The sequence below is a fragment of the Aeribacillus composti genome, assembly GCF_007827555.1.
Taxonomy (GTDB): Bacteria; Bacillota; Bacilli; order Bacillales; family Aeribacillaceae; genus Aeribacillus; species Aeribacillus composti.
Map to the genome: position 1 here is coordinate 184,583 of NZ_VISS01000001.1, position 12,911 is coordinate 197,493.

Genomic DNA, 12,911 nt, shown 5'->3' on the forward strand with positions numbered 1-12,911 from the left:
GAAATAATAAAAATTGATCTAAGCGGTCTTGGCTCTATATTCCAAAGGACTGAGACCGTTTAATTTTTCTTGATACAGATGGTAATTGAAAAATTGGATGTATTCATCAACCGCATTCTTTAGTTCTTCTAATGTATCGTACTTATGTAAATAATATTTTTCACATTTAATGTTCCCCAAAAGGATTCCATTGGACCATTATTCTATACATCGTCCTACACGAGACATATTATGTGTTACCCCTGCTTGATCAACCCTTCCTTTAAATCCATGTGAAGTAAATTGAAATCCTCGATCACTATATAGTAAATAATGTTTACCATGAATAGAAGAAATTCCCTTGACTAACGGGTAAAACACTAGCTTATTATTATTAGAATGCTAAAGACATCATTTCATCTTACTCTTATATTTTTAAATACAATAGTATAATATCAAAAAAATACATATTTAACATTTTTTGTATTAAAATAGTATAATAATGGTATAATTTAATATGAAATGAGGATAATTCTAATGAATTGTAACAAATCCGTATTTTTAGCAGTGTTTAGTATTCCGATTTATATGTTAATCACATCTTTTGATTTATCTATACAGACTGATAGAATAAATGCCCTAATTTTCCTTGGATACACATATCCGATATTTTTCCTTTTGTATTATTTAGTTAAGTTTAAAAATTTTAAACCAATGTTAGTTCTATCAATAGGAATATTATTATGGACTGCATTCACTAGTTTTTTATTCAAAGATACCTTTATTACAATTGGTTTATTTATAATTTCCATCTTAGTTTTAGTGACAATAACAGTTATAACTAAAGAACCTAATTAATCCGTATTTAATGTCATGGTATTAAATGGAACGTTTTGGATGTCATAGTATCAAATTGCATTTTTAAACCTTACCTTTTTCATTCAAAGCGCATAAATTGATGGGTCTGTCTAAAAAGTCAGGATAACTTACTCTTTTTTTTAAAAGACACACAAAAAAACGTCCTATCTAGTAAAATGTGAGGTGACAAGCCCAATTTTGCAGAAAGAACGTTTTTTATGAACTGGGCAGCTGACTTTTGGGGGCGCTTCTTTTTTTGCACAAATCGCTATCCCGTTGAACGGCCATGTGCGATCCGGTTTAGCTATTCGCTAGACCTGTTCGCATTCAAAAGCATTTCCAGCTGCTTATACCGTTCTTCATTTGAAGCTTCTAAAAAGCTCTTGTCTAATAATTGATGTAAAACAATCCTTTTTTGCTCTGGGTCGTTGATTTCTTCTAAGACACGTTTTCGACCTTCCTTTAAAAATTCAACATAGTCAGCAAAATGTTCATCAAACTGCTCTGCCAAATTATTTTTTAATTTTCTGGCGAGCCCCGGAACTTTCCCGCTCGTTGATACACTGATGATTAAATCGCCCCTTTTAAATGTTGCCGGCATAATGATATTGCTTTTTTCAGGTGCATCCACTACATTGATCAGCTGATGTGCTTCACATGACTGGTAGACCTGCTCATTAACTTCCCTTTCATTCGTTGCCGCAATGACTAGAAACGCACCGTTTACATCGTCTTTTTCAAACGTTTTTTGTTTCCACGATATTTTTTTTTCTTGATGCATTCGAAGAAGATGATCTGATAGATCGGGACTGACAACCGTTATATCAGCACATGCATCGAGCAAAGCTTTTATTTTTCTTTCCGCTACCTTCCCTCCGCCGACAACGACTGTCTTTTTTCCTTTTATATTCAACATCGCACTGTAGTACATATGATCACCCTTTTTTGTCTTAGCGCTTACAATTTCTGGTTGATGCGAAGCGTTTTTTCCTTTCAAATCAAAAGGTTCTAGGATAACTTCAAAAAATTGGCCATCCTTTTTTTCGTGCAGTCGCTTCGGAACGGCATTGAAATCTTTTTTCCAATAAAAAAAGACCTAGATTCCCCATAAACAAGGATTTTCAAGCGGGTCCAAAGCTTGTTTTAAAAAGCTTTTTCATGAGTTAGTCCGTCTTCCATCCTGCAAAACGATGGCGATCATTTCAGTTTTATTTGACTTTCTCACATCAGGTACAATTTATAAAGTGTTTCCTATCTGGATCAGTGCTTATAAGCTTTCAAGATCCACTGGGCATAGCAACTGCTTGGAGCGCATGCGAACATTGATGCATTGACGAAGATTCTCTAAAATTACAATCAACCTGCGCTTCACGTCTAATTCTGTTTACATTCTTACTAAATATAATAGACTTTTCATTATTAATGTGAAAGTCTTCTTATTCTTTGTAAATAATCATCGCTGAAAAACAGTAAATTTGTTCACCTTTTTGATCGCATGTTACCGCTACATGATATTTTATGTCGATATATTTTTGACTTGGAAGCGCAGTTAAAAAAGCGTTCACTTCCTCTTCTAAATCTTTTTCATGCTCTTCGTCAAAAATGGCGACTTTATAGCTCAATTTCTTCACACTCCCTTTATTTATCTCGTTGCTTCCAATATACTTTTATGCTTGTACAAATATGACACTTTTAATAAAGGGAACAGATTTGCTCTTGTCGGCAGTTTTTATGGGGATTTTGAGGGTATTACATGCGGTATGGTTTACTGTTTTGCCACGCTAATCTTCCTTTATAAGGAAAAAACCGCGCCTACATAAGCGCGGTTTTTCCACTTATTTTTTTATCTCGCTCTTCGGTTTGGTTTCCCCTGTCCATTCGAGCATTCCGCCAACCATATTGATGACATTAAAACCAAGATCCTGTAAATATAAACAAACATTTTCACTTCTTCTTCCTGAGCGGCAGACGAAAATATATTCCTTTTCTTTATCAAATTCTTCAATGCGGTCCGGGATTTCTCCCATCGGAATATGTTTTGCTTGTGGAATCATGCCTTCTTCTACTTCTTCTTCCTCGCGGACATCAATAATGTCTAATGTTTCGCCGTTTTCAAGCTTCGTTTTGAGATCATTTGGTGTGATTTCTTTTACCATGAATGGCCATCCTTTCATTGATATTCAAGCTTAATTGGCTACGATGTTGACAAGCTTGCCAGGAACAGCAATCACTTTACGAACGGTTTTGCCTTCAAGCTGTTCTTTTATTTTTTCATCATCCATCGCGATTTTTTCCATTTCCTCTTTAGAAGCATCGTTTGGTACAAGCAGCTTTGCCCGCACTTTTCCGTTGATTTGAATGACAATTTCCACTTCATCTTCGACAAGCTTTGATTCATCCCATGCCGGCCACGATTCATAAGCAATCGTTTCAGAATGGCCGAGTTTTTCCCAAAGCTCTTCGCAAATATGCGGAGCAACCGGCGATAAAAGCTTTACAAAGCCTTCCATATATTCTTTCGGAAGAATTGTCGCTTTATAAGCTTCATTAATAAATACCATCAGTTGCGAAATAGCTGTGTTAAAATGCAGATTTTCATAATCCTCCGTTACCTTTTTCACTGTTTGGTGATAAATGCGTTCAAGCTCTTGAGAAGGTTCATCGACGATTTTCGGATTCAACTCGCCATTTTCCATTACAAACAGCCGCCATACACGATCTAAAAATCTTCTTGCGCCGTCGAGTCCTTTTGTTGACCATGCAATGGATGCATCAAGCGGACCCATGAACATTTCATATAAACGGAGAGTATCCGCTCCGTGGCTTTCAACGATTTCATCAGGATTGACGACATTTCCTTTTGATTTGCTCATCTTTTCATTGTTTTCGCCGAGGATCATTCCTTGGTTAAACAATTTTTGGAACGGTTCTTTCGTCGGAACTACTCCGATATCGTATAAAAATTTATGCCAGAAACGTGCATACAGCAAGTGTAAAACAGCATGCTCAGCCCCGCCGATATAAATGTCCACAGGCAGCCATTTTTTCAATTTTTCAGGATCAGCTAATTGTTCTGAATTGTGCGGGTCAATATAGCGCAAATAGTACCAGCAGCTTCCCGCCCATTGAGGCATTGTGTTTGTTTCGCGCCGCCCTTTTTTGCCTGTTTTCGGGTCAACGACATTCACCCAATCCTCAATATTCGCTAAAGGTGACTCACCGGTTCCCGAAGGTCTAATTTCATCTGTTTCCGGAAGCACTAACGGCAGCTCCTCTTCAGGAACAGCTGTGATCGTGCCGTCTTCCCAATGGATGATCGGAATCGGTTCACCCCAATAACGTTGACGGCTGAACAACCAGTCTCGAAGACGGTATGTCACTTTTCTTTGTCCTTTTTTGTTTTCCTCCAGCCATTTGATCATCGCTTCAATTGCTTCTTCTTTATTCAATCCGTTCAAAAAGTCGGAATTTACATGCTCGCCGTCTCCTGTATAAGCTTCTTGTTCGATGTTTCCTCCAGCGACAACCTCTTTAATCGGCAGGTCAAATTTTTTCGCAAATTCATAGTCCCGTTCATCGTGGGCAGGCACGGCCATGATCGCACCTGTACCATAGCTCATTAAAACATAATCGGCAATCCAAATCGGCAATCTTTCTCCATTGGCAGGATTTACAGCATAGGCTCCGGTAAACACGCCTGTTTTTTCCTTCGCCAAGTCCGTTCTTTCGAGATCGCTTTTACTTTTAATTTGATCTAAATAGGCTTCCACCGCTTCTTTTTGTTCCTCGGTTGTAATTTCTTTCACAAGCGGATGTTCAGGCGCAAGCACTGTATACGTAGCACCGAAAAGCGTATCTGGACGAGTAGTAAAAACAGTAAAGGTTTTATCAGTTCCATCGACTGTAAAATGAACTTCCGCACCTTCCGACCGGCCGATCCAATTTCGCTGCATTTCCTTTATGCTTTCCGGCCAATCAAGCTCTTCTAAATCTTCCAGCAGCCTGTCAGCATATGCGGTAATTTTTAACACCCATTGTTTCATCGGACGGCGTTCAACAGGATGTCCTCCCCGTTCGCTTTTTCCGTCGATGACCTCTTCATTTGCAAGAACAGTTCCGAGTGCTGGGCACCAGTTGACGGGCACTTCATCAATGTAAGCAAGTCCTTTTTCATAAAGCTTTAAGAAGATCCATTGCGTCCATTTGTAATATTCCGGATCAGTTGTATTTACTTCCCGATCCCAATCATAGGAAAATCCTAGTGATTGAATTTGTCTGCGAAAATTATCAATATTTTTTTTCGTAAATTCCGCAGGATCGTTGCCGGTATCTAAAGCATATTGCTCAGCCGGAAGTCCAAATGCATCCCATCCCATCGGATGGAGAACATTGTATCCTTGCATCCGTTTCATTCGCGCCAAAATGTCGGTTGCCGTATAACCTTCAGGATGGCCTACATGAAGACCAGCTCCCGAAGGATACGGAAACATATCCAATGCATAAAACTTCGGTTTATCGGAATCATCCTCTGTTTTAAATGTTTTGTTTTTTAGCCAATAATCTTGCCATTTTTTCTCAATCTCACGATGGTTGTAAGACATGTAAAAATCCTCCTTTGCTATATATATGTATAAGCGTCAAATAATAAAAAAACTCCCATCCCCACGACGAAGGGACGAGAGACAATTTCCCGCGGTACCACCCAAATTAGCGCAAATGCACTCACTCTGTTCCGTAACGTGGAAACACGTCGGGCATTAGTCTGTACCGGAATACATTTCACACCCGCAACTCAAAGGGGAGTTCGTGAATAAACAACGATTGACTTTCACCTTCCGTCAACTCTCTAGACGCCTTTATCCACTACTGATCCTTTTCACCGTTCTTGCTTTTTCATCCACTTATCATATTGTTATTTTAATGAATTTTATGAGTTCATGCAAGTCAATGTCGAAAAATTTGGATTTCAGTCTAATAATTAATAATTGACAGACCCTTTCAAGCTTGAATCAAGCAGCATTTCTGCTTCATTTAAAATGTCCTGCAAGATCGTGTCAGCAGCGTTTGGTCTATATAATTCAGCAATGCTCATTTTCATTTTTTCCATTTTTTCAGGGTGGTTAAATAAATCATTGACCGTCTCTTGAACTTTTTCAAGCTTATTGATGACAACCGCCGCCCCTTTTGCTGCAAACAAATCGGCATTCTCCCTTTCCTGCCCCGGAACAGGTTTATAGAGAATAAGCGGAACTTTTAATGCGGCCGCCTCGCTGAGAGTAATCCCTCCAGGCTTTGTTATCATGCAGGAACAAATGCGAAAGAGCTCGTCGATTCTTTCGACATAGCCAAAAACTTTTATTCGATCCGGGTGAATATACTGAAGCGGTTCAAGCTCATCTTTCAGCGATTGGTTATTTCCGCATACAACGACTATTTGCATGTCATCTCGTGTAAAAAATGATTCACACAAATCTTTTACATTTTTTAAAACTCCATGAGCGCCTGTAGCAATTAACAAAGTTTTCTTGTTCGGATCCAAATTGTATTTTTTATATAAATCGATCGTTTCCATTTTTTCTTCAAACTGCGGCCGAATAGGAATTCCGGTTACTTTGACAAGCGCTGGATGGATGTTGAGCATTGTCAGTTTTTCCTTCACATCGTCGCACGAAACATAATATTTATCAATGTTTTTATGAACCCATACTCGGTGAAGACAAAAATCGGTCAGCACATTAAATGTCGGGATGAACACGCCTGTCCGCGTGCGATATTCAGGAACAACTGAAATAGGAAATGTATTAATGATGATGTCAGGATTTATCTCCCTTACTAGCTGATTCAACTTGCGGTGTCCAAGCTTCAAATACAAATTCATAATGCGTTTGTTAGACATTTTGTCCACACTATAATAAAATAACCGATAAAATTGCTTACCGATGGAAAAACTTTTCAAATATAAATATCTTGTAATTTCCGCCATAATTGGATGAGACTCGCTAATTAAATCAGAAACTTTTACGTTGTTGATTCCCATCTTATGCAAAGACTGCTCCAATGTTTTAGCAACTTGGATATGACCATTTCCATAATTTGCCGTTAATATTAATATCTTTGGGTCTTTTAACATTTTATTCACCTCAACTTAAAGCAGCTCAACAATTAGAACGAACTAAAATCAAAATAGTTTCACTTTAAATGTATATTTCCTTTTATAATTTTAGGAGAAAAAAATTAAGAATCCTTTATTATTTTATTACATTTACATTTCACTGGAAATTTTCGTTTTTTTTGTTGGTTGCAATAGCTAAAATGACAAATATATGGATTGGGATTTTTTAATGGTTCCAACAAAAAATAATTCTGCCCGTTTACTCGCATGGTTCATACAAGAATCTTACCGATACGCATTGGTTTAATTGAATTTATGCCGTTTTTCCGGGATTTTTTACCTAGCTAATGGGCAGCCAAAGCTGCATGAATAACACCGAGAAGAATAAGATATGCCCTCCGAACAAAGTTTTTCCTTTATCTTTTCTGAACCGTTTTAGCCAAACAAGCTGAAACTCACGCTGCAGAGATTCAAATACTTTTTCTTTGCTAAACTTTATTTATGAAAAGCATTGGCAAATTCGTTATTCATGTCTTTCATCCATTGGTATATTTGTTCAAAGCTGATTCCTGCATAAAATGCATCGATCATAATTTGCCGTAGCTCCTCTTTAATTATTTCAATTTTCTCTTCATCCAGCTTTTTCTGCACCATTTTCGATACAAATGTCCCCCGTCCTCTCATCGTTTCAATCAAGCCTTCTCTTTCCAGCTCTTTATAAGCCTTTGAAACCGTGTTAGGATTAGCGATAATCATGGAAGACATCTCTCTTACAGAGGGCAGTTTATCGCCAGGCTTTAACACACCTTTGATACATAGTTCTTTCATTTTTTTTATGATCTGCTCATATATCGGAGTGGCACTTCTCGGGTCAATTTCAAACATCAAATACCCTTCTTTCTTACAAAAAGGACTCTTTTGTATTATGTGTACTACATTATATAGTACACATAATACAGAAAAGATGCAATCAACATTTCTGATTCCGCATATAAAAAACACTGAATGATTTCACTCGTTCGGGGGCTCTTGATCTTAGGGAAAAATTATGATGTACATAGTCGTATAGCAGCTTTTGCTAGAAGTTTGGCTGATGTTCAACAAACTGATCCCGATTTTGTTTTAAAATGTAATCGTTCATTCGCATTGAGCCGAGCTTTTATATCGGTAATAGCGCAATCTGTTGAAAGATATTTTTATTCTATATTTTCGTTTTTATTCCAAAAACCATTCTTTCCTTATGCAAATTTATATATAAGATCAAATCGGCTAAAGAATAAATGAAAAATCATAATTGCAATTAAAGGGCAAGCCTACAATCAGGCTTTGCCCTGGAATTTTAATGATCGAGCAAAATCATCTCATTTTGAAGGTGCTGCAGTTGAAGGCGCATGCGGTGAAGCTGCTCCCGCTGCTGGTCATTTGCGCTTAAACTGAGTTTTTCCACTTCTGCAAGCGCATCTTGAAGCTTTTGCTGTGCATTTGTATATTCTTCATCATTGTAATGCTCCTGTTTCAGTCCTTCAATATATTGCTCATTTGCATATTCCAATGCTTGCTGGCAATGTTGAATGCACTCTTCCACGGATTGTCTAGTAGCCAAACAAATCCCCTCCTTGATGAAGAATTTCTTCATCAACTGTATTTTTCGCTATTTCTGCAAGCTCCATCATGAAAAAAGCTGGTAAATTCTTATTTGAGATTGGTTTGGCAATCATGGTAAAATGTCTTGATAGTATATCGAAACAGGAGGAGTAGGAATTGGCGAACCACAATCCATTTCCGTATACGAATGACAACAAACGGTATCATACATGGAATTACCATTTACGAAATACATTTGGAGATAAAGTGTTTAAAGTTGCTTTAGACGGAGGATTTGACTGTCCAAACCGCGACGGTACGGTAGCACATGGCGGGTGTACGTTTTGCAGTGCCGCAGGGTCGGGCGATTTTGCCGGAAACAGAGCTGATGATCTTGTTACGCAATTTCACGACATTAAAAGCAAAATGCATGAGAAATGGAAAAACGGAAAGTATATTGCTTACTTTCAGGCATTTACAAACACTCATGCACCCGTGGAAGTTCTTCGTGAGAAATATGAAACGGTATTAGGTCTCGAAGGAGTTGTCGGTTTGTCCATTGCTACAAGGCCTGACTGTTTGCCTGACGATGTTGTTGATTATTTGGCGGAATTAAATGAGAGGACATATCTTTGGGTTGAATTAGGATTGCAAACCGTTCACCAGCGGACCGCTGATTTAATTAACCGTGCGCACGATTATGAATGTTATGTGGAAGGAGTTAACAAGCTCAGAAAGCACGGAATCCGAGTTTGCACACACATCATAAACGGTCTTCCGCTTGAAACGTACGATATGATGATGGAAACTGCAAAAGAAGTTGCTAAGCTGGATGTTCAAGGAATTAAAATTCATCTGCTCCATTTGTTAAAAGGTACACCGATGGTTAAGCAATATGAAAAAGGGATGGTGCGCTTTTTATCCTTTGATGAATATGTACAATTAGTTTGCGATCAGCTAGAGGTACTGCCTCCTGAAATGATCGTTCATCGCATTACAGGCGACGGTCCGATCGATTTAATGATAGGGCCGATGTGGAGCGTTAACAAATGGGAAGTGCTGAATGCCATTGATGCCGAACTCGAAAAACGAAACAGCTACCAAGGGAAGTATTATACAAAAGATCGAGTGATGTCAAAATGAACCTCATTCGCATTCTTCCATTTGCAAAAAAATTGATGGCTTCCGCTGTCCAAAACGGCGATATCGTTATTGATGCAACAGTCGGGAACGGACATGATACCGTCTTTTTAGCACAACTCGTTGGCGAACAAGGTCATGTGTTTGGATATGATATTCAAAAACAAGCGCTTGAAGAGACAAAAAAACGGTTGAAGGAATCCGGTTTAATCGACCGTGTTACTTTGTTTCATTCCAGCCATGATGACATTTTCAATACGATTCCGAAAAAACATCACAATCATATCGCCGGTGCGATGTTTAATCTCGGTTATTTGCCCGGTGGCCAAAAAAACATTGTGACAAAACCAGAATCAACTATTGAAGCAGTAAAGCAGCTTTTATCCATACTAAGACCCGGTGGAATGATCGTGCTGGTCGTTTATCACGGCCATCCGGAAGGAAAACGTGAGAGAGATGAGCTTCTTAAATTTGCCGAACAAATCGATCAACATACTGCTCATGTACTTGAATACCGGTTTTTAAACCAAAAAAATTCCCCTCCGTTTATTGTAGCAATCGAAAAAGCAAAATAGCCGGGAATAATATCCCGGCTAGCTTTATCCATCAAGAAGATTTAATCAAATTCCATTTTCGGAACGTTCGATATGCCCTAGCATTCACATAAAAGAAAACGGAGGTTGTTCCTCCTTTTTTTATTAATTTTTTAGCCAGCTTTCCTAAATCTTTATGTACTAATACTTTGTCATCAGATAAATAAATGCCGAGCAATCCGCGGTTAATTAATTTATGAAAATTTTCGTTCGGAATACCTTTTAAATTTTTGTCCGCTTCATGTACAAAATGAGCTAATCGTTCCATCATTTCTGATGTGCTTTCATAAAAACTGCAAAAATTTAAATCGCCCTCCAATTGATCCTCCTCTTGATCAATAAAGTAATCCAATAAAATGTGAAGCCCTTGCACATATGGAAAGTAACCGTCTTTAATTTTTTTGGCAATCGCTTCGTTAAAGCTGGGCTGAAATGCATAGGCGACTAAACAAAAAATGCCCAATGTCGATCCAGCGCAGGCAGAAAATTCATACCACCGCATATCCGGGAGGGAAGATTTATATTGTTCGAACCACTGTACTAGCCTTGGCACTCTTTCCTCTTCTATTACATGCTTATGTACTTGCAGTTCACAATAATATTCGCAAAGCTCCATCAAATAGCCAGCTATAACCGGATAGTTCTCCAATTGGCTCAGCATTCTTTGGCATGTCATGACAAGCTCTTTTAAATATCCGCCGTCATCTTGGTCCTCACGAAATTGGTAGTAATTTTTTAATTCTGCATGAATCGACAGTGCGTCCTTCATTGATTGGTGCAGCATGCGGAAATCTTCCGGATCAAAAGAAGTGCTTCTGTCGCATAAATTATCCAAGTAATCGCTAATCGTTTGATAAGCAACGATAAACTCTATGCATTCCTCTATATGAGAGTTCGACAAAAGCGCTAAAATGCTTCCTCCTTCGCAATGAAATGCCTTCGTATTTATGCTTGCAAGCGCCTGCTTTCTCAATTCAGGATTCGGTATTTCCTCAGCCTTTTTTTTCCACCCATCTAAGTAATAATGGACGGTCGGAAGAATTTCCCTATAAACTCTTGACATAAGGCTGATAGGGTGTTCAGGTATACTCAAAGATCAACTCACCTCTTCATTGTAAAATTCCAGTGTTTATGTTAAATGGCTTTCTGTAAATCTCAACGCATCTTGAAAAACAAGTTCTCTTTCCGGTTCATTAAAAATTTCGTGATATAGTCCTTCCCATTCTTTATAGCTCTTTTCCGTGAGATTCAACTGACTATACCATTTTTGAACTGCTGATTTATCAACAATTTTGTCTTCTCCTCCCTGCATGACGAAAAGAGGGACATCTGGAAACTGCGGAAGCTGCTGAAATGCTAGTTCAATAGCATGAAGAAGCTCTCTGTACCAGCGCACAGAAACTTTTCTTACGTAAAGGGAGTCGTTTCTGTTTATGTCTTGAATTTCCTTATTTCTCGTTGCCATCTCAACTGTCAAACCGGAATCAAAGCGTACCCTAGGCGCGAAAATATTTAATCCTTTTGCCAAAAGATCGAGCGCTTTACTCGGTTTTTGCAAAATTCCTAAACATGGCGAAGATAAAATGACCCCGTTTAACGGAATTTTATTTCTCTGCAGCGTACGTATGGCTATTAAACCGCCCATGCTATGCCCCAGCAAAAAAAGCGGCAATTGGAAAGATTGAGCCTCCCTGATCCAACGGTCAACTTCATCAATATATTCATCAAACGATTGGACATGTCCCCGTCTGGAGGATGAATTTCCTTGTCCTGGCAAATCCCCCATGACAACATGGTACCCGTTTGTTTGCCACTTTTTTATCAGCCATTTGTAACGTCCATGATGTTCTAAAGCTCCATGAATGATGACAATCGCAGCTTTAGGACTAGAACTTACCCATTTCCACATAAATTAACTCCTTTCCGAACATGACGGAAAATTTGTTATAATATGAAAAAAAGAAAAGGATGGTTCCCATGGTTATTTATCCATATAAAGACAAAAAACCTATAATTAGCGATTCGGCTTATATAGCTGATTTTGTCACAATCACCGGCGATGTTCAAATAGGAGATGAATCAAGCATTTGGTTTCAGACGGTTATTCGCGGTGACGTTGCCCCAACTATTATTGGAAATCGGGTCAATATTCAAGACCAATGCTGTCTGCACCAGAGCCCAAATAAACCGTTAATTATTGAAGATGATGTAACCGTCGGCCATCAAGTTCTGCTCCACAGTGCGATTGTGCGGAAAGGAGCTCTAATTGGAATGGGTTCGATTATTCTGGATGGAGCAGAAATCGGAAAAGGCGCTTTTATCGGTGCAGGCAGTCTTGTCCCGCCAGGCAAAAAGATACCTGAGAAAACTTTAGCATTCGGAAGACCCGCCAAAGTGATTAGAGAATTAACAGAAGAAGATCTTCAAGATATGGAGCGCATCCGTCGCGAGTATATCGAAAAAGCTCAATATTATAAAAATATTGCTCGTATGAACAACATATAAATTGCTTATAAAAACATTTTAAAACTTTCTCTTTCAAATGTCATTCTTTACCGGGCAGCTTCATGCATTTTTAAAATTTTGTAAAATTTTTATTAGATTTGTTGAAGTTTACATAAATATGAGAGAAAATTTTTTATAAG

General features: G+C 38.4%; 12 protein-coding genes, 1 pseudogene and 1 other annotated feature. Of the genes and pseudogenes, 3 read left to right on the forward strand and 10 right to left on the reverse strand.

All coding sequences use genetic code 11. The annotated features are described in order from the left end of the window. Positions 1–18: 18 nt before the first annotated feature. The 8 genes and pseudogenes from FB379_RS00875 to FB379_RS00910 form a co-directional block, all read right to left on the reverse strand. A complete protein-coding gene (locus tag FB379_RS00875; RefSeq protein ID WP_158640144.1) occupies positions 19–180 on the reverse strand; it encodes an IS3 family transposase in 162 nt (53 codons plus the stop codon). A 1,015-nt stretch (positions 181–1,195) separates the two neighbouring features. After that, positions 1,196–1,768 (reverse strand): annotated as a pseudogene (locus FB379_RS00880) (NAD(P)-binding protein); the annotation flags it as partial. Positions 1,769–2,273: 505 nt separating this feature from the next. Next, positions 2,274–2,459, reverse strand: a complete 186-nt coding sequence (locus tag FB379_RS00885; protein ID WP_063386586.1) for a sporulation protein Cse60 — start codon at positions 2,457–2,459, stop codon at positions 2,274–2,276. A 213-nt stretch (positions 2,460–2,672) separates the two neighbouring features. Beyond that, positions 2,673–2,993: a rhodanese-like domain-containing protein gene (locus FB379_RS00890; RefSeq protein WP_063386585.1), complete on the reverse strand. Its 321-nt coding sequence runs from the start codon at positions 2,991–2,993 to the stop codon at positions 2,673–2,675. A 30-nt stretch (positions 2,994–3,023) separates the two neighbouring features. Continuing rightward, on the reverse strand, positions 3,024–5,438 hold the full coding sequence (gene leuS / locus FB379_RS00895) for a leucine--tRNA ligase (protein ID WP_063386584.1): 2,415 nt from the start codon (positions 5,436–5,438) through the stop codon (positions 3,024–3,026). A gap of 67 nt (positions 5,439–5,505) precedes the next feature. Beyond that, positions 5,506–5,726 (reverse strand) — a binding site (T-box leader). A gap of 89 nt (positions 5,727–5,815) precedes the next feature. Beyond that, positions 5,816–6,967: a diglucosyl diacylglycerol synthase gene (locus FB379_RS00900; protein WP_063386583.1), complete on the reverse strand. Its 1,152-nt coding sequence runs from the start codon at positions 6,965–6,967 to the stop codon at positions 5,816–5,818. Positions 6,968–7,444: 477 nt separating this feature from the next. After that, on the reverse strand, positions 7,445–7,834 hold the full coding sequence (locus tag FB379_RS00905; protein ID WP_144596688.1) for a GntR family transcriptional regulator: 390 nt from the start codon (positions 7,832–7,834) through the stop codon (positions 7,445–7,447). A 454-nt stretch (positions 7,835–8,288) separates the two neighbouring features. Beyond that, entirely contained in the window at positions 8,289–8,552 is a 264-nt protein-coding gene (locus tag FB379_RS00910; protein ID WP_063386581.1) for a YtzC family protein, read from the reverse strand. A gap of 158 nt (positions 8,553–8,710) precedes the next feature. On the opposite strand from FB379_RS00910, the gene mnmL reads away from it, so the two are divergent. Further along, a complete protein-coding gene (mnmL, locus tag FB379_RS00915; RefSeq protein ID WP_066249458.1) occupies positions 8,711–9,676 on the forward strand; it encodes a tRNA modification radical SAM protein MnmL/YtqA in 966 nt (321 codons plus the stop codon). Next, complete coding sequence (gene mnmM, locus FB379_RS00920; protein WP_066249456.1) at positions 9,673–10,248, forward strand: tRNA 5-(aminomethyl)-2-thiouridylate-methyltransferase MnmM; 576 nt, start codon at positions 9,673–9,675, stop codon at positions 10,246–10,248. The genes mnmL and mnmM overlap by 4 nt, the downstream gene beginning before the upstream one ends. Before the next feature lie 31 nt (positions 10,249–10,279). On the opposite strand, the gene FB379_RS00925 is transcribed toward mnmM, so the two are convergent. After that, positions 10,280–11,359 carry a tetraprenyl-beta-curcumene synthase family protein gene (locus FB379_RS00925; RefSeq protein WP_063386578.1) on the reverse strand — a complete coding sequence of 360 codons (1,080 nt, stop codon included), beginning with the start codon at positions 11,357–11,359 and terminating at the stop codon, positions 10,280–10,282. A 36-nt stretch (positions 11,360–11,395) separates the two neighbouring features. Further along, entirely contained in the window at positions 11,396–12,175 is a 780-nt protein-coding gene (locus tag FB379_RS00930) for an alpha/beta hydrolase (protein ID WP_144596690.1), read from the reverse strand. A 68-nt stretch (positions 12,176–12,243) separates the two neighbouring features. Here FB379_RS00930 and FB379_RS00935 point away from each other — a divergent pair, with 68 nt between their 5' ends. Next, entirely contained in the window at positions 12,244–12,771 is a 528-nt protein-coding gene (locus FB379_RS00935) for a gamma carbonic anhydrase (RefSeq protein WP_063386577.1), read from the forward strand. Positions 12,772–12,911 lie beyond the last annotated feature (140 nt).